Genomic DNA, 18,677 nt, shown 5'->3' on the forward strand with positions numbered 1-18,677 from the left:
TCGCGCGGTCGGCCTCCGCCACCGCTTCTGACACGATGGACGCATGCGCGCACGATACGGAGTACCCCTGGGAATCACAGCGGTTGGCGCCGCCGGTCTGGTCTACGCGGCGGGCTTCGAGGCTCGCTCGTTCCGCCTCCGACGGGTGACGATCCCCGTCCTGCCCTCCGGGATGCGCCCCCTGCGCGTGCTCCAGGTCTCCGACATCCACATGGTCGGCGGCCAGCGCAAGAAGCAACGCTGGCTGCGCTCACTGGCCGGCCTGCGCCCCGACTTCGTGATCAACACCGGCGACAACCTGTCCGACCCCGAGGGCGTCCCGGAGGTCCTGGACGCCCTCGGCCCACTGATGGAGTTCCCGGGCGCCTACGTCTTCGGCTCCAACGACTACTACGGTCCCAAGCTGCGCAACCCCGCCCGGTACCTGATCGAGAAGGCTCAGGGCCGCCACGGCCTGAACGGCAACGCGCCCGCCGTCGGAGTCGTCCACAACCCGTGGGAAGAGCTCCGCGACGGCTTCGACGCCGCGGGCTGGCAGAACCTCACGAACACGCGCGGCACCCTCAAGGTCGAGGGGGTGTCCGTCGAGCTGACGGGCCTGGACGACCCGCACATCAAGCGGGACCGGTACGCGGAGGTGGCGGGCGGCCCGTCGGGCACGGCGGACTTCTCCATGGGCGTGGTCCACGCGCCGTACCTGCGCGTCCTGGACTCCTACACGGCGGACGACTATCCCCTGATCCTGGCGGGCCACACCCACGGCGGCCAGCTGTGCATCCCCTTCTACGGCGCCCTGGTCACCAACTGCGACCTGGACACGGAGCGCGTGAAGGGCCTGTCGACGCACACGGCAGAGGGCCGTACGGCCTACCTCCACGTGTCGGCCGGCTGCGGTACGAACCGATACACACCGGTACGTTTCGCCTGCCCGCCGGAGGCCACGCTACTGACGCTGGTGGGACGGGACTAGCGGGGCGCGCAATCGGGCGGTGCAGGGGGCCGCGATCTGGGAGCTCCACGGTCGGCAGCGCTCAGCCACGAGTGGGGCCGTACGGCCGTACAGAGCGTGTAGCCGTACAGCCGCGGGGCCGGCCGTACAGCCAGCCCGTGTAGCTGCGGAGGGGTGGCGTCCGTGCAGCCCGTGTAGCTGCGGAGGGGTGGTGCCCGTGCAGCTGTGGAGCCCGTGCATCCCGTGCGACCGCGGGGCCACGGAGCCACGGAGCCACGGAGCCACGGAGCGAGGGGTAACCCACACGGCCCACCCACATAGCCCGCTATGTCCGCTCTGTCTAGCGTGAGGCCATGACAGCCCCGATACCCAGGGACATCCCGGACCTCCCCGCGGTCCCGGGCCCGCCGAAGCTCCTGCCCTCCCCTGTCCCGGCCACGGCCGTCGTGGCCCCGGTGCGTCGCCCACTGGTCGCCGCCTTCCGCCTCCTCACGGCGCTGCTGGCACTGACGGGCGTGACGATCGAACTGCTAGTAGGCGGCGGCCCGGCCACGAATCCCCTGAGCCACTTCACCGTCCAGAGCAGCATCCTGCTGGCCCTGGTCATGCTCGCCTCCGCCCGCCGGGCCTGGTCCGCCCGTCACCCTCTGCCGGGCGCCCTCCCCGGCGCGGCTCTGCTCTACGTCTCCGCCGCCGGCCTCGTCCACCACCTACTCCTGGCCAACGCGGGGAGTCCATTCGCCGTGACGGACAGCCCGGGCCCCGGCTGGCACACGGTCGCAGCCCACCTCCTGAACACGGCCGTCCCCATCGCCGCGGCCCTGGACTGGCTCCTGCTCACCACCCCCGGCCGCCTGCACCTGCGCCAGGCCGCCGCGTGGCTCCTCTACCCCCTGGCCTACCTGGCCTTCTCCCTGGCCCGCGGCGAGCTCCTCATTCCCGGCACCCAGGACCGCTACCTCTACCCCTTCCTCGATGTCGACCAGCACGGCTACAAGGGCGTCCTGGGCAACGCGCTCCTCCTCGGCCTCGCCCTCTACGCCCTGGGCGTCCTCCTCGCGGCCCTCGACCACATCCGCCCGAATCCGCTCCGCCGCCGCCGGTAAACCGGATTTCGCCTCCGGCCGCCGGTGGGCTAAAGTAAACGACGTCGCCGCGACGAGCAGCGACAATCGGGGTGTGGCGCAGCTTGGTAGCGCGCTTCGTTCGGGACGAAGAGGTCGTGGGTTCAAATCCCGCCACCCCGACGCTGGTCAGAGGGCCAATCGCATGATCGCGATTGGCCCTCTGTCATGCTCGGGGGGCCAAACGAATTTGATCAGGCCACCGCGTCGCCCTCTTCCTCGCCCTCCGTATCCTCCTCTTCCTGATCTTCGGCGAAGATGTCATCCATTGCTTCGGCACCCTGCGTGATCACGGGCCGGAGTTGCTTTCGGTAGACAGCCTCTGTGGTCGTCTGGCTGCTGTGACCGACCAAGAGCGCAATCCGCTCCAAGGGGATGCCGTGGTCGGAGAGCAGAGACACGAAGCTGTGCCGGAGTTCCCGCGGCGTCCACTCCGGCTTCAGTCCGGCCTTCTTCACGATGGCCTTGAAGTCTCGCCGGACGTTGGCCGCGTCAAGCGGCTCGCCGCTCCGAGTCGTAAAGACGCGGCCCGTCGGACTCCACTCCTTCCCCTTCGATGCCCGCTCCAGCTTCTGCCATCGCATGTGCTCTTCGAGGACGTCGACCACCTGCTTCGGCAGAACGATGGTCCGTCGGCTCTTCCTAGTCCTGGTCTCACCGTGCTTGCGCACCGAGCGCCACACCGCGACGTGAGGCGGGATGCCGTCCGTCGTCTCCAGGAAGACGTGATCCCAGGTGAGTGGCCGCGCCTCCTCTGTGCGCACACCGCTCAGAAGCGAGAGCACGAGGTAGGCGTACAGCCGTGACGGGCGCGCGGCGGTGAGCACGGCTTTCGCCTGCTCCAAGTTCAGCGCCTTGCTCGGACGGCCGGGTCGCCCCTCCGGCGCGGTGACGAGTAGGGCGACGTTCCGCGCGGCCTTGTCCCGGCGCTGAGCGTGCGCGATGGAGCGGCGCAGGATGGCGAGCAGGTCGCGCAGGCTTCGCGTCGCGAGGAATTCAGCCCTGTCGTCCAACCAGTCGTCCACGTCGTCCGCGCTGAGTTCCTTCAGCTTGGCCTTGCCGATGAACGGGATCAGGTGCTTGTTCGCCATCGAGCGGTTCTTGCCGATGGTGCCCTTCTCGTCGCGCCCCTTGAGTCCCCGCTCCAACCAGTCGTTCACCGCGTCGGCCACGGTGTAGTTGGCCGGCGCCTTGACGCCGGTCTGCATCTCCTTCTTCAGGTCCCGGATCTTCTGGCGGACTTCGGTCTTCGTCTTGCCGTACACCTTCGGCAGACGGCGCTTGCCGTTCGGTGCGTAGCCCAGGGAGACGGCTCCCACGTAGCTCTTCTTGGCGGGGTCCCAATAGATAGTGTCCGCACCATGGCCAGCCCGGGTGGTCTTCGGGGTCTCGCTCATCTTCTGTTGTGCCTCCATAGGACAGGGCCGCGCCCTGAAGGGCGCGACTCTGTGGAACTGGGGTGAAGGGGAGTTCAGGCGGTGGCCTCTGCCTCGCGCTTGAGGAGTTCGACGTACTGCGCGATGTACTCCGGCGGCACGAGTCGGCGCCGGCCGATGCGGACGGTCTGAAGTCGTCCGAGTCGTATCTCTTCGTAGACCATCGAGCGCCCGACCCTGAGGGCCTTGGCCGCCTCTTCGGGGCGGTAGAGGAGCTGTTCGGCAGCTTCAGCAACGGTGGCCATGCGGTGGTGCCTCCTAGGCAGGGTTCCGGGGTGAGGGCCCTTTCGGGAGTCCGCGTCTGTCCGAGGTTCGGATTTCTGCGTCATTGCGTCATCCGCGCCATACAGGCTTGTGCCCTGCGGCTTTGCGTGACGCAGCGGCTCGGAGCTGCGTCATCGCCGCGTCATGAGCTGCGTGATCGGATGACGCAGATGACGCAGAGGTCGCTGTCTGCGTCATGGCTGTAGCCGCAGGCCAGGGGCCGTTTTTCCGCCCGCATGACGCAGATGACGCAGCGTCTTCCCTCTTAGGACAAAAGAGGGAGGGGGTGTCTGTTGTGGTGCCGCTTCAAGCGCGAAGAAGGAGCCGCTTCGCGGCGCGACCTTGGGGCGGCGTTCCGCCGAACAGCAAGAAGAGCACGCGGCGCCGCGCCCGGTGCTCTTCTTGCTTGTCCGGGTCGGTCGTGCGGAGCACGGGTTAGAACACTCGCTTCTGCTCGTGCGGCGGCGCGGCCGGCTGGCGGGTCATTTCGAGGTAGCGGCCCTCGCTGGTGCGCCCCGAGTCGATGAGCACCCCACGGGCGGCGAGCGTCGGTTGAAGGCGCTTGAGCCGGTCGGAGAGGACCTTTCCCGTGGTCGGCCACCCCCTTGGGCAGCGGACGGCAGTCGTCGCCGCTGTAGAGGCCGCTGAGGAGGTGCAGCCACTCGGTGGACGTCATTCGCTGTTCTGCGCCCGGTTCGAGGCTGTCTGCGTGCCTCAGGACGGTCTGCGCCAACAGGTCGCCCTCGATCACGTCGTCGTTGAGGTCGTCCAGACTGGCCCGGTACGCGGTCAGCGCCCCGAAGCCGGTGGCCGCGTCGAGCTGCGCGCACAGGTGCGCGAAGTCCGCCATCCGCAGGTCGGTGGGGGTCTCGACCTCCACCGCGCGGACCTTCACCGTGAGGTCTAGGAGCGAGCCGAGCACCACGGGCAGCACCTCCGCGTACTCCGCCCACAGCTCCGCCTCGGTACGCCGTACCTTGGGCCGTTCCAGACGCAGCGGCAGGAGCCGTTCGGCCAGGTCGGGCCGGATGACGCCGACGTCGATGCCGGTCAGGAGCAGGGGGCGGCGGTAGCGGGCGCGGAAGACGTCCCCGTCGGTGAACAGGGCGCGCTTGACGTTCTCGGCTCCGGTGACGATGCAGCACATGGCGTCGGACAGGTCCGGGGTCATGTGGGAGAGGTTGTCCAGGGCGGTGACCCATCCCGCGGCCACCGCCGCGATCAGGTTCTCCTCATCCTTCGGGGCCCTGCGCAGGTCACCGCTCATGCCCTCAACGATCCTGATGAGCATGCGGCCACCGGTGGACTTGCCCGCGCCCTGCGGCCCGGTGAGGAACGGCGCGGGGACGGGCACGGACGGTCCGAGGCAGCCGATGAGCCAGGCGATGGCCAGGCACTCGGTCTCCGCGTTGGCGAAGTTGCAGAGCCTCAGCAGCAGGTCGATGCCCTTGCCGTCGGTGTCCTTGGCAGGCAGGGGCAGTTCCCCGGTGAGCTGCGTACGGCGCCAGCACACCTCGCGCGGGTCGGGGACGGCGATGTCCCATCCGGTGGGGTGGATACGGACGGACTGTGCGTCCGTGCGGCCCAGGTCCAGCCACGTCGCCCCGTCGAAGCCGGGGGCCACGCGGATGTGGACGGGCTGCACGTCCTCGGTCAGCGCGAGTGCTTCGATCAAGTCCAACGCCTCCTTGAGGGCTGTTCCGTTGAACACGCCGCATCCGTCCCTGAACAGGCCGACCATGAGTTCTTGGCGGTGGCTGCCCGTGGTGCCCTGGGAGCGGATCGGGCGGGCGACGGGGTGGCCGTTGCGCTGCGCGTACACGGTCCCGTCGGCGGTGCGGAAGTACCGAAAGTGCTGTTGGGCGTAGTCGGTGATGACCTTGCGGGCGGGATCCTTCTCGTCGGTTTCCTGCCGCGGTGAAGTCCTGACCGAACAAGCGTCAGCCCGAGGCTTTACGCCCCGGGCTGTTCCTTTCCGCGGAACAATGGAATTGCGTGTCCCTCTGGGCGTAGTCGACTTTCCACCGGTTGAGGGTCAACGAAAAGCTCCTCACGCACTGGCACTCTCGCTGTGACAGTTCGGAAAATCCCTGGCGTCACCCTTGCTTCCTTAGCCAAGGAAATTTCATCCATTCCGACGCTAGAGAGGATCTCGACAGCCCTCGGATAGAGGGATGGCTGTTCCACGGCTGGCATCTCACCAGGTTCACGCCTACGCCACCCCTTCGAGGATAGATAGGCGATTGCGTTGCGATACGTCACATCACTCATGACACCGAGCGACCTAGATCGGTAAAGCAGAGCTTGAAGGCTAACACCATAGGCCTCCTTCAAAGCCGCGAGAGTCCTCCAGTCCGCCTTACTGGGGAGGAGGTCCCTCAATTCATCCTCGGGAAGCAGCAGTTCGGCCGCAAATCGATGTGCCTGGTTTTCCACGACCTTGCTTCCCGGCTCTGCGTCTACATGCATTACGAGGTGACCAAGTTCGTGAGCAACATCAAATCGCTGACGATAGTAATCCTCCTTGGCTGGATTCAGCACTATCGTCGGCCGATATGCATCATCAAATGAGTAGGCATCAACCGCAGCAGTCTGAGTTGGGCTGAATACCACGACAACACCGTTGTTCTCCGCGAGCCGGACTAGATGACCTACAGGACCAGCCTTGATGTCCCAGTGCTTACGCAGAAGCCGGGCAGCCTCTTCCGGTACGGCGCTCACTTCGTCATCGACATCTACACTCAGCCTAGGGATGTTTGGTTCAGGAAACTCGACATGCCGCTCAAGAGCAGCACCGACATCCCCCGCAATCATCCCGTAGGCAAAAGCCTGGTCGCGCGCAAGCTGCGTCGTAGAACGCAGCGACCTGAAATGCGGGATTGCGTTGCTGGCCGCAGATTGATGAGGCCCAGGTAGGAAAAAGCCCGGGTCTACGCCAAGTGCCAGGCATAGCTGAGCAACCGTCGCTGGCGCTGGCCGCTTCGTGTTGTTTTCGTACGCCGCGACGGCAGTTGGGCTTTTGTCGATCTTCGTCGCAAGAGCGTTCTTACGAAGACCAACCAACTGCCGTGCCAGCATCAAGCGTCGTCCGTCGAAAAGGCGAGAGGCGTCACCCACCTGCACTTCGGTGCGGCGCGAGGAATCCATGACCATCCACTCGTTTCATTGCGTGTCGTTCCCCTCCTCCGCCTTGCGACGCAGACGAACAGGAGCATCCTGCACGCCGGGCGATCCGGGGCGGGGGCCGGGAGGAGCCGGAATCGTTCCCGTACCGGGAGTTCCAAAGTCCGTAGCAAGTAGATCATGCTGCCAGTACCAGGCTTCTCCCCCTCCACGGTTCAAACGAGAACGCCCTAGGTAAAGTTCTCGGAGCCCAAGTTCCGGATCGATACTGTGAGCGACAATGAGCGTCGTCACGTCGGCGTCTTCACCTTCGTCGGTAAGCGCCTGAACTACGGCCGCCAGGGACGGAGACTCATCCGCGAAGGGGAGCATGGGCTGGGGGTCTACGTACCCCTCGGGCCTTGCCTGGGATGCAACCCGCCGCTTCGTGGGACTCTTCCGCGGCCATGGGATGCGGTTGCTCTCGCCATAGGTGAACGAGGCAAGCAGGAGGCGCCACCTTCCGCAGCGCCAGCCCGGCGACTGGTTGAGATCCGACCACGTAACGACACCGGGAGCGATGATCGGCATTTTGGCGTACTCGCCGGGGAGCAGGCCGGCCGCGATGGTATCGCGACCCGCGGAAGCATCCTCGGGTGCGTCGACGGCGAACCTGCCGGTGGAGAACACCCTATGCAGACGATCACAGGTGAGCCCGTGGGCAGTCGTCCCGATCCACGTTCGGTCGTGTCCCGTCTCGGGCTCGTGATCCAGCATTGTGCGCCGGTAGGCCGACGCGTTGGCCCAAGGAAGGGCGGAGAGCACACCACTGGACCCCAGGTCCTCTAGCGCATCCTGCTGCTCGCTCATGACGCATGACTGTATCCCATCCCAGTAATCCGCGCATGGAAGTAAACCAAGGGCCCGCGTACCTGCTCAACAACAAACCGAACGCGTGATCTATTACGAGCCTGAACTTACTCTTCGGCACCCTGCGGCGCCAACCCCTGAGCCGACGCGTACAACGCTCTCGGTGACGCAGGCGCGAGTGCCGGCGGATTGACGCTCATTAGGCTCCCGGATGCTTACCTAAAGTAACAAAATCGAGGTCTGCATCACACTGAGCAACCATGCTGCAACCTTGAATTTGGGGGACCAGACTTCAAGGTCACACACCACGGGGCGGTGCGGTCGACTCAGCTAAATCAGCAGGCCAGGCCAGGGCTCACCAGACCTCTGGGGGCGCAACACACAACCTTGAAAACCCAGCACCACAATTCAAGGTTGCTTGGGTAACCTTGCATTGTGGATGCCAACCTCTTGGGGCGGTCACCGATCGGCACCTTGGTGCCGATCAGCGGCTACGACCCCCGCGCCGGTCGCGAGTATCACGCAAGCGCCTACGTCCCAGATGGCCTGCCGAACAACGTCGAGCTCACGGGTTCAACCCATCTGGCAGTTGCAACGGCCGCCGCTGCCGTAGCAAGGGCTGACCAGGCGGCTCGGCAACTGCCGAACCCTCTGCTCCTGGTCCGACCGTCCATCCGGCGCGAGGCGGTGAGTACGTCAGCTCTGGAAGGTACGTACGCCGCCTTCACTGACGTCCTCGAAGCCGACTTCAAGGACCAGGCCCAGCTATCAGCGTCGGTTGCCGAGGTACTCAACTACGTCCGCGCGGCAGAGGAAGCCATCGCTTGGGTTCACGAGCGCCCGATCACCCTGGCACTGCTGCAGCACCTCCAAGGAATCCTCGTTCGAGGAACCCCCAGTGAGACTCGTGACGCGGGACGAGTGAGGACGACCCAGGTGTTCATCGGGCTCAACAGTGCCAACGTCGAAGATGCGCGCTTCGTCCCGGCACCACCTGATCACCGACTGCGCGATGGCCTGCTCGTGTGGGAGGGATGGATCAACGGGGCTCAGGAGATTCACACCCTTGTGAAGATGGCGCTCGGTCACTACCAGTTCGAGACCCTTCACCCCTTCAATGATGGAAACGGCCGTCTCGGGCGTCTCGTAGTCATCCTGCAACTCATGGCGGCAGGCGAACTCCAACTTCCCATCCTCAACCTGTCGCCGTGGCTCGAAGTACGCCGTCGCGCCTACCAAGACCACCTGCTCGATGTCAGCGTTACAGGCGACTTCAACCCCTGGGTTTCGTTCTTCTGCCAGGCCGTAGAGGCGCAGGCGCACGAAGCGATGCGCCAGGTCAGCGGCTTGATCGAACTCAAACAGAAGTTCATGGACCAGCTGCGGGCGCTGAGAGCCAAGGGGGTTTCACTCCAGATCGCGGAGGACTTGATCGGCTACCCGATGCTCACGGTCAGGGATGCCGCCGATCGCTACAAGGTTACGTACCAAGCCGCCAATCAAGCTGTGGCAAAGCTCGCTGAACTGGGAATCCTTACGCAGCGCTCTGAGGGTAACTACGGACGGATCTTTGCGTGCAATGACGTGTTGAGAGTCATGCAGCTACCGCCACCGCCACAGCAGACCGTCCTCCCAGTCCCATGACCTGCGGCAACACAGTGTTCCGAGGGGGCCAAATGAGGTAGCACCACAAGGACCGTCCTGGACACTGGTGGACGACGCCGGAGACGAACGAGCAGGTCAGTGACCAGCGACACAAGGTCACGAGGGGGTCTGATCGCGTTCGGGAGCAAGCGGTCCGCCACTAAAGCCAGTCCGCCGGTGTCCAATCCCGGGCGTGCCGTAGCGGGTGGAGGGTCCTACGCCACATCACTCATGACTGTCGACAACCATCCCATACTTCCGTTCGAGGTCGAGATCGCTCAGCCCTCGCGCTGATCGTCCGGGCCGCGCTCGGGTTTACGCAGCACAATCTTCCAGTAGCGACGGGTTGCAAACGGAGGGCGCGACCAGTCCCCCCGGGCATCCCGGCGTTGCAGCACTTCTTGAACCACCTCTCCGGCATCTCGACTGAACCCGTTCGGGGTCAACGCGACACGGTGACAGGCCAGGTCGCTACTGTCCTGGGCAAACTCTTGCCACTTACCGTCGTCGTGACGCTTCTCGGGCCGGAGCACATCGAGCAGTTGAAATGCATCGAGCTGTTGATGCGTCTCATAGGCTTCTCGCCCCAGACCGTAAGCCCCCTGCCGCACCGCGCTCGTCACCCTCGTTACGAACAGCGACGGGTCCGCGGTCGCCATCCAGTCGTACTTCAGAGCATCAAGCCACATCAGGAGCGCGGCAATCTCACTGGTTGTCAGGACGTGCACCCAACCCTCAGTGAAGAACTCCCGGGGAACCTCCACGAACGGCTCGGCGTCAGTCGGAACCACATACGGCACTCCGGCCGCTGGCGTGCTCTTCCCGTTCTCGTGCAACAAGTGGAATCCCTGCCGCCCCCGGCCGGGACCCTTGGTGGGGCGTATCAGATTGAGCCCCTCCAACTTCTTCAGCGCCTCTGTGACCTGTCGCCGTTTGTTGGTGGCAACCGAGGCACCCTGGATGCCCGGACCGCGGTATCTGGCGATGGTCGCGGTCAACCCCATCCATGAGTGATCACTCTGCGGCGTCGGCTCCACGGGGTACGGGTTCTTCCACGTCTTCCCGGGCTTGGCAGAGCACTGCGCGGCAAACAACAACATGAGGTGCAGCTTCAGCGCGACCCCCTTGGGGGTGATCATGCGCGCTGCAAGTGGGCGCTGCGCCATCGGCAAGGGCTTCCGCTCGTCCTCTACCGATTCGATTTTGTCGTTCCGGAGGTACGCGCGCCGCACGCGAATGTCGGCTGGTTGATGGCCCTCCTGCCAGAGACCCAAGGCCTCAGCCGTGACGGCCGGCAACTCGCCGCGCCGTAGGGCACGTAGCGTCTCTAGTCGAACCTCGACCTTCCCGTCCTTCGGCGGCAACTTTCCCCCACCCTTTGAGCGCTACGGATTGATCTGCATGCTGACTTGGTCATGCATATTCATCTATTCAATGTCAACTTAGCAGCCATGAGGATCAATCCGTCCGACAGTCTACCCGACCCGTCGGAAGTCAGAGGGGAACCTTGTGGTGAGCGGCAAGGGCCTACGACGTGTAACGGGCCCCCGGCCGCGGACAGTTACGCAGGCGCCAGGGCCACCAGCCTGGCAGCACAGCGCCCTGGTGCCTGCGGTTCCCCAGAGAAGCGAGGAACTTCTACATTGAGCACTGTTGAACGTACCCCAGGACCGGGCGGTCAGCACGACCGCTCGACGGCACCGACCGGGTCCCTTGAGGCCGGCGGAAGCGCACTGGCCTGGGCTCAGATCGGATTCTCCACCATCTGTGTTGCGGCTGGCTCGGTGATCGGCCTCAGCGCGAACGTACCGCTCGGGGTGGCGATCGTCGCCGCTGCCGCTGGATGGCAGATCACGGTGCACATCCGTAGGTAACCGGCTGGGCGCGCCACGCGCCTGGGCCCGCCGTCCGTGGGAAGCCTGGGAGCGCCTGCTCCAGAGGCGCACGCGGCGGGCCCGAACCATCCGCCTCCAAGGGCCGAAAAGCCCGACCCCCGGGGGCCAAACAGGGGGCCAAACGGAGCAGCCGAACCACGATCGTCCCGGACTGAAGCGGACGGTCCTGGACTGCGCACGCGCAGGTCAGTGCTCAGGATCAAGGTCAAGCACGCTCTGATCGCGTTCGGGACGAAGAGGTCGTGGGTTCAAATCCCGCCACCCCGACAGTGAAGTACCAGGTCAGGAGCCTATCCGCTTAGCGGGTCGGGCCCCTGAGTGGTTTCCGGGACCTGATGGGAGAAGTCTGGGAGACGATCTTGGTCGTCTTCTCCCAGGGGGTACTCGTCAGGGCTGCCCACCGTGAGGCGGCCAATTGTTCTTGAACCTGCACGTTCGCGAATCTGGGCCCACGGATGGTCATGAACACCATACGAGACCGCCTCAACATCCCACCGGATCACCGTTCATGGCTGATCCACGCTCGGTGCTTCCAAGGCCGACGCTCGTGCCCTCACCCAACAGTGAGATCCCGCTCGTCGGAGGTGGCCGACTCATCGTGAACGAACAGTTGCCCTCGACCGGCGCCGACTCCGGCCTGAAGGTCAATGGCGTCCACCTCGTCCTCCCCGCCGGCGGTGGTGAGGTCGTCCTGGCCTCGACGGACAGCGCGATACGCAACTGCGGTGACTGACGACCCCGCCTGCTGGGCCGGGCCGCAGGAATACACGGACGTGTTCCTGCGGTCCGCCTTTCGGGCTGTCCAGGATCTTTGCGAACGACGGAGCAGCCAACTGGAGTCACTCACGTGCGAAGTCGTATCCGGCGGCTCGGGTGGTGACGTGGTCGTCGCCGCCACGACAGTGGTGTTCTACCGCGGTCGCCGCTGCGTCTTCCGCCGCGGTATCTGGCCGCCGAGCCATCCCGCCGCCACTCGAGCCGCCATCTACGCGTCCGTCCTGGAAGAGCGCCTGATGACAGGCGTGGTCCCACAACTCGGCGACGACGCGTCGCCAGTCGACCTCTGAGGCGCGCAGCGCACTGACGCTCCCGGGGTGCCTTCTTCGGGTACCAGCCGGAGGTGGCGGGCACGGACAGCCAGGTGGCGAAGCCGTCCGTTGTGGTGCCGGTGGGAGGCGTTTTCCATCGGGGTTCCGCCGCGGATGAAGGTCGGCTCGGTGATGGCGAGTTCGCCGCGGGCGCGGGTGTCCTCCCGTACGCGTCCGGGGTGGTTGCGGACGTTGGACACGGTGCCGGTGGAGACGCCCACGCGGCGGGCGGCGTCCGCCAGCTTGGCACCGGTGTGTCCGCCGGTGCGAGCGGTGCCGTCGAGGAGATCGACCCCCATGCCGTCGGGTCCCTCGATGGCCCCGGCTGAACCGAAGCCGTCTGCTGCGCACGAGACAGGCAGTCGGCCCGGCTGACCACCGCCGGTGTCGCCATAGTGCCGACGGCGAACACTAAGTGACGCTATGTTGCACATGCGCAGGCCCCGTCAGCGACGAAAGGTCCACTGCCATGTCTCGCCTCAACCTCACTGAACTAGCCCTCACCGCCGCCCAGAACATCCATACCGCCGAGGAAGTCCGTCGTGACCCGGCCGTCGTCAAGGCAGCCAAGCAGTTCGCGGAAGACAGCGCCCAGGCTTTCCGCTCCGGTGGTGCGCTGGCACGTGAGGCTCGGTCCTCCTGGCGTCGTCACAGCCCGCCGGCCAAGAGGACCGGGACCGGTGAATGACTTCAGCGCAGAGGCGATGGGCCTCGTGATCCGCGAGCACCGTCAGGCCCGGAAACCCTCCATGACCCAGGAAGAGCTGGCCGAGCACGCCGATTACGGGAAGGGCGGAGCGGTTTCGATCTCCCGGATCGAGCGCGGGCTCGTAAGCCCCGGGGAGCACCGTCTGGCCGCCATCGCCCTCGCGCTCCAACTGACCCCCGGGCAACTCGAGCGGGAGGCGGAGGACCGAACCAGGTCTCTCGCGCGTCAACGGGGCCAGCGGCCGGTGAAGTTGCGCGACCAAGTCGCGGAGACGAAGAGGCGTCACGCCGGGATCAACGAGAAGGTGGCCCAGCGGTCGAAGATCACCCAGGAACTCGGGGAAGCCTTCAACCATGTCCATGATGCCGCCCGCGACGAGTTCTTCCTGAGGTTCGTGGAGCTGGCCGAGAGCATCAGCGGGGCGCCCGAGCCAGCGAGGCCGAGCGAGGAGGAGATCGAGAGCACGGGCGAGGTTCCTACCGCGATACGGATCGAGGCCATGTCCGTCGGGATCGCCAACGCGATCCGCGGTGCCGCCGCTGGAGGTGCGGCGGGGGTGGCAGTCGGCGGCGCCGCGGCCTACGGTGCGTTCACTGCCGCCGCGTTGTTCGGGACCGCCTCCACCGGAGCAGCTATTTCGACGCTGTCCGGGGTTGCCGCGACCAACGCGACTCTGGCCCTCCTGGGAGGAGGCACGCTGGCCGCAGGCGGTGCGGGCATGGCGGGTGGAGCTCTTCTGCTCACCGGTATGGTCGCCGCCCCGGCGGCAGCGCTGGCGGCCGCCGGCTTCTACGTCTTGAGGCAGCGCCGGAACAAGAAGGAGGAGGAGCGTCTCCGGACCGAGGTCGAGACAGCGGAGGCGGCCCTGGATCAGTCGCAGCAAGGCTTCGACGCGATGATCGACGTACTGCATCGCGCCGCGGACGTCATGGAGTACGTCAGCGTCCACGGCACCCACGCCCTTGAGAAGTGGAGGGTGAATCTGCCGCCGGAGCCCCGGGATTGGGAATCGCTCGGGCGTCAGGGACAGGAACGGTACAAGGAGTTCCTCACCGTGGCGGGCTGTCTCCTCGCCGTGAGCAGCATCAACGTCAGCGCTCTCCTCACGGCAAAGCCCGACGCTCTGCGCGCGATGGACAAGGCCGTCGACGAGACACTCCGGTACGCGGACAAGACCATCAAGTCGATCGTCTGAGTCCATCCGAGTCCACGAAGTCGTCCCCACGCGCAGACCTGGTGCTACAGCACGCCGCAAGCTCCCACTCCTGCGGCAGCGTCGCGGAGGAATCTCTCTCGCAGCCCCTCACAACGATCGATCCGATGCGCCTGGAAGCCGAGCCCGGCGTGCCGGAGGACCGCATGGGCGGGGCGACTGAGGGGCAGGAGCGGAAGAAGCCTGAGCGCACGCGCATCTCCGGCCGGTCGACGACTGCTGCAACAGGCCGTGTCCGCACGGTGTTTCGCGGTGCGCACCGAGTGACTTCTCCGGCCCGGGCGTAGGATCGGTTCCCGATATCGGTTTCGTCACTGCCGGAGGCGGGTGCCAGAGTGCGGGAGTTCCAGCGGGCCGCGGTGCGGCTGCACATCTTGCACCACGCGGCCGAGGAGGAGATCCACGGCGCGTGGATGACCGAGGAACTGGGCCGCCACGGCTACCGGATCAGCCCCGGCACGCTGTACCCGACCCTGCACCGGCTGGAAGCCGACGGGCTTCTGGTCTCCGAGCAGCGCGTCGTCGACGGGCGGGCCCGGCGGGTCTACCGGGCCACCGACGCCGGCAAGCAGGCACTCGCCGAGGACCGCAGGGCCTTGGCGGAGCTGGCTCGTGAAGTTCTGGGCGACGGTACGGCGTAGCTCTACGGGGGCGGTCGGTCACATATCCCGCTCATGGCCTACGGGCTGCGGGCTACGGGCTACGGCCTGCGTGCGGTCATCGAACGGCGTACCCCGTAGGCCGCGCCGCCGGCGGCCAGTACCGCGGCGCCGGAGGCGACCGAGGCCGGGGGCAGGGCGAAGGCCAGCACCAGGCAGCCGGTCAGCCCGACCGCGGGGACGAGGCGAGGAGGACGTCCCTCGTCGGGGCCGAGGGTCCAGGCGGAGGCGTTGGCGATGGCGTAGTAGACCAGGACGCCGAAGGAGGAGAACCCGATCGCGCCGCGCACGTCCGCCGTCGCCGCGACTACGGCCACTACGGCGCCGACGGCCAGTTCGGCCCGGTGCGGCACCTTGAAGCGGGGGTGGACCGCGGCGAGCGCGTGCGGCAGGTGCCGGTCGCGGGCCATGGCCAGGGTGGTGCGGGAGACACCGAGGACCAGCGCAAGCAGCGAGCCCAGCGCGGCGACGGCGGCGCCGACCCGTACGACCGGCGTGAGCCAGTCGGCGCCCGCGGCCTTCGCGGCGTCGGTCAGTGGCGCCGGAGTGTCCGCCAGCCCTTTCGGGCCCAGCACGGTCAGCACGGCGACGGCGACGACGGCGTAGACGACGAGGGTGATGCCGAGGGCGAGCGGGATCGCCCTGGGGATCGTGCGGGCGGGGTCGCGGACCTCTTCCCCGAGGGTGGCGACGCGTGCGTACCCGGCGAAGGCGAAGAACAGCAGGCCCGCCGCCTGGAGCACTCCGCCGAAGGAGGCGTCCGAGCCGATGTCCAGCCGCGCGGCGTCCGACTCACCGGAGATGAGCGCGGCGACGGCCACGGCGGCGAGGACGGCGAGGACGACCGTGACGATCACGCGGGTCAGGAGGGCGGACTTCTGCACCCCCGCGTAGTTGACGGCCGTCAGCGCCACCACCGCCGCGACCGCGACCGCATGCGCCTGGCCGGGCCATGCGTACGAGCCGACCGTGAGTGCCATCGCCGCACAGGATGCGGTCTTGCCGACCACGAACGCCCAGCCGGCCAGGTAGCCCCAGAAGTCGCCCAGGCGCTCACGGCCGTAGACGTAGGTGCCTCCGGAGGCCGGGTAACGGGCGGCGAGGCGGGCGGAGGACGTCGCGTTGCAGTACGCCACCACGGCGGCCAGGGCCAGCCCGAGCAGCAGCCCGGAGCCGGCCGCGTCTGCCGCCGGGGCGAGCGCGGCGAAGATCCCCGCGCCGATCATCGCCCCGAGCCCGATCACCACGGCGTCGGGCACGCCGAGCCTGCGCTGCAACTCGTCCGGTACACGCGCGGCGGTCGGTGGCTTGCCCATGCATGCACTCCCTCGGCGGCCGCGGGCCCGTTCTTCACGGACTCCGATATCGGAAGACGATATATGAGGCCGGAAGCGACGCCCCCTGATCGCTCGCCGCCGACTCCTCTGTTCATCGGCTGTACACCAGCTCGGGACCGGGGAGCTGGAGCGGCTCTTCGGAGGGTGCCGCAACCGGTTGACAGGCGTGGGGCCAGGTGATGCCGGATGAGCCCATGTCAGGGGGCAGGTGGTAGGGGCAGGTGGCACTCCGTGGCGCCAGGTGGTGCCAGATGGTGTCACTTCGCATCCTAGGCGTATCGGCTCGCAGTGTTCTGCACGCCTGAGGTTATCGTCGTTTCCGCTGGTCAAGGTCGCGTTCGCACTTACCCTTCACCCAAGAACGCCGTTCACGCTTGCAGATGGCGCCACAGTGGTGCCATTATGGCGTCATGGACCTCACCCCGTATGTCGACACCCTCCGCCGAGAACTCGCGGTGGCCGCCGAAGCCGGCGGCGAGGAAGCTCGCGAGCTGGCCGAGAGGCTCACCGCCCCCCTGGAGTCGGCGACCCGGCTGACCATGCTCAACGTGCTCTCCGCCGCGATGGACGAGATCACCCGTGAACTCGCCCCCGGCTCGGTGGACGTACGGCTGCGTGGGCTCGACCCCGACTTCGTGGTGACGCCGCCGCCCACCGGCGACACCTCTCCCGCGGAACCGGCCGCGCCCGCCGAACCACTCAGGGCCCCGGCCGATGGCGACGAGGGCGGCACCGCCCGCGTCAACCTGCGCCTGCCGGCCCATCTCAAGGCGCGCGCCGAGGAGGCCGCGAGCCGCGAGGGCCTCTCGGTCAACGCGTGGCTGGTGCGGGCCGTGTCGGCCGCGGTCGACGGCGACACCCGGCCGCGTACGACGGAGACGGCCCGCACCGTCGGGCAGAGCTTCACGGGCTGGGTGCGCTAGCCGCGCGCCTGCGGGCACCGCTTCACCCGCACCACTTCACCCGCACTACGTCACCCGCACCACTTCATCTGCACCACTTCTCCGGCACCACTTCATCTGCACCACGTTCACCAGCGAAGACGCTCCAAGGACTCACGAGGACGGTACAGCCATGCCTTCTTTCGACACACCCGAACCGATCGCGGTGACCGCCCACGTGGGCGCCGGTTCCATCCGGCTCACCGCGGGTGAACGACTCGACACGGTCGTCGAGGTGCGTCCCGCCGACCCGAAGCGGGACAAGGACGTACGGGCCGCCGAGCAGACCGAGGTCTCCTATGCGAGCGGCGTCCTGACGATCAGCACGAAGGAGCGTCGTTTCATCGGGCCCACCGGCGCCGTCGACGTGTCGGTGGAACTGCCCGCAGGCTCGCGCATCGACGCGACCGGCTCCTGGACGCAGGTACTCGGCGAAGGCCGGCTCGGCGAGGTCCGGGTGAAGACCTCGGGCGGTGACGTCCGCCTGGACGCGACCGGTCCGCTCCAGCTGACCGCCTCCCACGGCTCGGTCACCGTGGACCGGGTGGAGGGCGCGGCCGAGATCACCACCAGTTCCGGCAGTGTGCGCGTCGGCCTCATCGACGGCTCCGCCGTCCTGAGGAACTCGCACGGCGCCACGACTGTCGGCACCGCGATCGGCGACCTGCACGTGAAGCACGCCAACGGCGACATCAACGTCACCCGCGCCGAGGGTTCGCTCACCGCCACCACCGCCTACGGCACGCTGCGCGTGGGTGAGGTGGCCCGCGGAGACGTGCGGCTGGAGACCTCCTACGGCGCCATCGAGGTCGGCATCCGCGAGGGCACGGCCGCCTGGCTCGACGCGCACTCGAACGCCGGGCAGGTGCACAACACGCTCACCATGTCCGACACCCCGGGGGAGACCGAGGACACCGTCAAGGTCCGGGCCCGTACCAAGTACGGCAACATCGACGTCCGCCGCGCCAAGCTCTGAGCACCGCCGCAACGGACCGCCACCTCGCTTCACATCCCTTCGCCCCTTCCCCCCTTCCCCCCTTCCCCCTTTCCCTCCGGTCGCCTCACTCGGTCGCTTCGCCCGAGTCACTCCGCCCCAGCCACTTCACCTCTCGATTGGGAGAGCTCCATGCCCTCATCTGTCATGCCCACGTCCAAGCGGGGTGGTGATCGGCCCTCACCGGCCGCCGTCTCCGCCGTCGGTCTGCGTAAGTCCTACGGCGACAAGACCGTCCTCGACGGCATCGACCTGCACATCCCGGCCGGGTCCGTGTTCGCGCTGCTCGGTCCGAACGGTGCCGGCAAGACCACCGCCGTGAAGATCCTCACCACACTCATCACCGCCGACGCCGGACAGGCCCGGATCGACGGCCACGACCTCGCCACCGACCCCCAGGCCATACGCGCCGCGATCGGCGTCACCGGACAGTTCTCCGCCGTCGACGGACT

18 protein-coding genes, 1 tRNA gene and 1 pseudogene are annotated in these 18,677 nt (G+C 67.0%); 12 read left to right on the top strand and 8 right to left on the bottom strand.

The genetic code is table 11. From position 1 onward, the window contains the following. Positions 1 to 43 precede the first annotated feature (43 nt). From ACZ4V1_RS28240 to ACZ4V1_RS28250, 3 genes are all read left to right on the top strand, one after another. Positions 44 to 970, top strand: coding sequence for a metallophosphoesterase (locus ACZ4V1_RS28240; RefSeq protein WP_468341301.1), 927 nt, complete (start codon positions 44 to 46; stop codon positions 968 to 970). Between the two features lie 332 nt (positions 971 to 1,302). Beyond that, positions 1,303 to 2,055, top strand: coding sequence for a Pr6Pr family membrane protein (locus tag ACZ4V1_RS28245; protein ID WP_468341304.1), 753 nt, complete (start codon positions 1,303 to 1,305; stop codon positions 2,053 to 2,055). Between the two features lie 67 nt (positions 2,056 to 2,122). Continuing rightward, a tRNA-Pro gene (locus tag ACZ4V1_RS28250) sits at positions 2,123 to 2,196 on the top strand. 71 nt (positions 2,197 to 2,267) lie between these two features. On the opposite strand, the gene ACZ4V1_RS28255 is transcribed toward ACZ4V1_RS28250, so the two are convergent. The 5 genes and pseudogenes from ACZ4V1_RS28255 to ACZ4V1_RS28275 all read right to left on the bottom strand — a co-directional run bounded on the left by ACZ4V1_RS28255 (position 2,268) and on the right by ACZ4V1_RS28275 (position 7,745). Beyond that, positions 2,268 to 3,470 carry a site-specific integrase gene (locus tag ACZ4V1_RS28255; RefSeq protein ID WP_468341307.1) on the bottom strand — a complete coding sequence of 401 codons (1,203 nt, stop codon included), beginning with the start codon at positions 3,468 to 3,470 and terminating at the stop codon, positions 2,268 to 2,270. 74 nt (positions 3,471 to 3,544) lie between these two features. Next, positions 3,545 to 3,754 (bottom strand): helix-turn-helix domain-containing protein, encoded by a 210-nt coding sequence (locus ACZ4V1_RS28260; RefSeq protein ID WP_468341310.1) that lies wholly within the window; start codon positions 3,752 to 3,754, stop codon positions 3,545 to 3,547. Positions 3,755 to 4,208: 454 nt separating this feature from the next. Then, a pseudogene (locus ACZ4V1_RS28265) lies at positions 4,209 to 5,649 on the bottom strand (ATP-binding protein). 77 nt (positions 5,650 to 5,726) lie between these two features. After that, positions 5,727 to 6,851 carry an XRE family transcriptional regulator gene (locus ACZ4V1_RS28270; RefSeq protein ID WP_468341313.1) on the bottom strand — a complete coding sequence of 375 codons (1,125 nt, stop codon included), beginning with the start codon at positions 6,849 to 6,851 and terminating at the stop codon, positions 5,727 to 5,729. 84 nt (positions 6,852 to 6,935) lie between these two features. Then, positions 6,936 to 7,745, bottom strand: coding sequence for a hypothetical protein (locus tag ACZ4V1_RS28275; protein ID WP_468341316.1), 810 nt, complete (start codon positions 7,743 to 7,745; stop codon positions 6,936 to 6,938). 435 nt (positions 7,746 to 8,180) lie between these two features. Between ACZ4V1_RS28275 and ACZ4V1_RS28280 the strand changes: the two genes are divergently transcribed. Next, on the top strand, positions 8,181 to 9,389 hold the full coding sequence (locus tag ACZ4V1_RS28280) for a Fic family protein (protein WP_468341319.1): 1,209 nt from the start codon (positions 8,181 to 8,183) through the stop codon (positions 9,387 to 9,389). Positions 9,390 to 9,667: 278 nt separating this feature from the next. On the opposite strand, the gene ACZ4V1_RS28285 is transcribed toward ACZ4V1_RS28280, so the two are convergent. Next, the gene (locus tag ACZ4V1_RS28285) at positions 9,668 to 10,753 is read right to left on the bottom strand and encodes a hypothetical protein (RefSeq protein ID WP_468341322.1); all 1,086 of its coding nucleotides are present in this window, start codon (positions 10,751 to 10,753) and stop codon (positions 9,668 to 9,670) included. 1,039 nt (positions 10,754 to 11,792) lie between these two features. On the opposite strand from ACZ4V1_RS28285, the gene ACZ4V1_RS28290 reads away from it, so the two are divergent. Beyond that, on the top strand, positions 11,793 to 12,017 hold the full coding sequence (locus tag ACZ4V1_RS28290; RefSeq protein WP_468341325.1) for a choice-of-anchor P family protein: 225 nt from the start codon (positions 11,793 to 11,795) through the stop codon (positions 12,015 to 12,017). Beyond that, entirely contained in the window at positions 12,010 to 12,351 is a 342-nt protein-coding gene (locus ACZ4V1_RS28295) for a hypothetical protein (protein WP_468341328.1), read from the top strand. The genes ACZ4V1_RS28290 and ACZ4V1_RS28295 overlap by 8 nt, the downstream gene beginning before the upstream one ends. On the opposite strand, the gene ACZ4V1_RS28300 is transcribed toward ACZ4V1_RS28295, so the two are convergent. Beyond that, positions 12,270 to 12,806, bottom strand: a complete 537-nt coding sequence (locus ACZ4V1_RS28300; protein WP_468341331.1) for a LacI family DNA-binding transcriptional regulator — start codon at positions 12,804 to 12,806, stop codon at positions 12,270 to 12,272. The two genes, ACZ4V1_RS28295 and ACZ4V1_RS28300, sit on opposite strands and share 82 nt — an antisense overlap. Before the next feature lie 35 nt (positions 12,807 to 12,841). On the opposite strand from ACZ4V1_RS28300, the gene ACZ4V1_RS28305 reads away from it, so the two are divergent. The 3 genes from ACZ4V1_RS28305 (at position 12,842) to ACZ4V1_RS28315 (ending at position 14,935) form a co-directional block, all read left to right on the top strand. Beyond that, positions 12,842 to 13,060 carry a hypothetical protein gene (locus tag ACZ4V1_RS28305; protein ID WP_468341334.1) on the top strand — a complete coding sequence of 73 codons (219 nt, stop codon included), beginning with the start codon at positions 12,842 to 12,844 and terminating at the stop codon, positions 13,058 to 13,060. After that, a complete protein-coding gene (locus tag ACZ4V1_RS28310) occupies positions 13,053 to 14,276 on the top strand; it encodes a helix-turn-helix domain-containing protein (RefSeq protein ID WP_468341337.1) in 1,224 nt (407 codons plus the stop codon). Before ACZ4V1_RS28305 ends, ACZ4V1_RS28310 begins: the two co-directional genes overlap by 8 nt. Positions 14,277 to 14,629: 353 nt before the next feature. After that, positions 14,630 to 14,935 (top strand): Rv3488 family transcriptional regulator, encoded by a 306-nt coding sequence (locus ACZ4V1_RS28315; RefSeq protein WP_468341340.1) that lies wholly within the window; start codon positions 14,630 to 14,632, stop codon positions 14,933 to 14,935. 59 nt (positions 14,936 to 14,994) lie between these two features. Here the strand turns inward: ACZ4V1_RS28315 and ACZ4V1_RS28320 are convergent, their stop codons facing one another. Next, positions 14,995 to 16,269: an APC family permease gene (locus ACZ4V1_RS28320; protein WP_468341342.1), complete on the bottom strand. Its 1,275-nt coding sequence runs from the start codon at positions 16,267 to 16,269 to the stop codon at positions 14,995 to 14,997. A 431-nt stretch (positions 16,270 to 16,700) separates the two neighbouring features. Here ACZ4V1_RS28320 and ACZ4V1_RS28325 point away from each other — a divergent pair, with 431 nt between their 5' ends. The 3 genes from ACZ4V1_RS28325 to ACZ4V1_RS28335 all read left to right on the top strand — a co-directional run. Further along, a complete protein-coding gene (locus ACZ4V1_RS28325; RefSeq protein WP_468341345.1) occupies positions 16,701 to 17,213 on the top strand; it encodes a hypothetical protein in 513 nt (170 codons plus the stop codon). A 151-nt stretch (positions 17,214 to 17,364) separates the two neighbouring features. Next, positions 17,365 to 18,207 carry a DUF4097 family beta strand repeat-containing protein gene (locus ACZ4V1_RS28330; RefSeq protein ID WP_468341348.1) on the top strand — a complete coding sequence of 281 codons (843 nt, stop codon included), beginning with the start codon at positions 17,365 to 17,367 and terminating at the stop codon, positions 18,205 to 18,207. Positions 18,208 to 18,357: 150 nt separating this feature from the next. Continuing rightward, on the top strand, positions 18,358 to 18,677 hold a 320-nt coding region (locus ACZ4V1_RS28335), incomplete at its 3' end, for an ATP-binding cassette domain-containing protein (RefSeq protein WP_468341351.1).

The sequence above is a fragment of the Streptomyces sp. NPDC028991 genome (assembly GCF_055564775.1).

What these genes read in the sequence shown, in the direction of transcription:
- ACZ4V1_RS28290 (WP_468341325.1), top strand. Translation starts at nt 11,793, where the DNA reads ATGGCTGATCCACGCTCGGTGCTTCCAAGGCCGACGCTCGTGCCCTCA.
- ACZ4V1_RS28305 (WP_468341334.1), top strand. Translation starts at nt 12,842, where the DNA reads ATGTCTCGCCTCAACCTCACTGAACTAGCCCTCACCGCCGCCCAGAAC.
- ACZ4V1_RS28270 (WP_468341313.1), bottom strand. Translation starts at nt 6,851, where the DNA reads ATGCTGGCACGGCAGTTGGTTGGTCTTCGTAAGAACGCTCTTGCGACG.
- ACZ4V1_RS28260 (WP_468341310.1), bottom strand. Translation starts at nt 3,754, where the DNA reads ATGGCCACCGTTGCTGAAGCTGCCGAACAGCTCCTCTACCGCCCCGAA.
- ACZ4V1_RS28275 (WP_468341316.1), bottom strand. Translation starts at nt 7,745, where the DNA reads ATGAGCGAGCAGCAGGATGCGCTAGAGGACCTGGGGTCCAGTGGTGTG.
- ACZ4V1_RS28320 (WP_468341342.1), bottom strand. Translation starts at nt 16,269, where the DNA reads ATGGGCAAGCCACCGACCGCCGCGCGTGTACCGGACGAGTTGCAGCGC.
- ACZ4V1_RS28240 (WP_468341301.1), top strand. Translation starts at nt 44, where the DNA reads ATGCGCGCACGATACGGAGTACCCCTGGGAATCACAGCGGTTGGCGCC.
- ACZ4V1_RS28325 (WP_468341345.1), top strand. Translation starts at nt 16,701, where the DNA reads ATGGACCTCACCCCGTATGTCGACACCCTCCGCCGAGAACTCGCGGTG.
- ACZ4V1_RS28245 (WP_468341304.1), top strand. Translation starts at nt 1,303, where the DNA reads ATGACAGCCCCGATACCCAGGGACATCCCGGACCTCCCCGCGGTCCCG.
- ACZ4V1_RS28330 (WP_468341348.1), top strand. Translation starts at nt 17,365, where the DNA reads ATGCCTTCTTTCGACACACCCGAACCGATCGCGGTGACCGCCCACGTG.
- ACZ4V1_RS28255 (WP_468341307.1), bottom strand. Translation starts at nt 3,470, where the DNA reads ATGAGCGAGACCCCGAAGACCACCCGGGCTGGCCATGGTGCGGACACT.
- ACZ4V1_RS28300 (WP_468341331.1), bottom strand. Translation starts at nt 12,806, where the DNA reads ATGTGCAACATAGCGTCACTTAGTGTTCGCCGTCGGCACTATGGCGAC.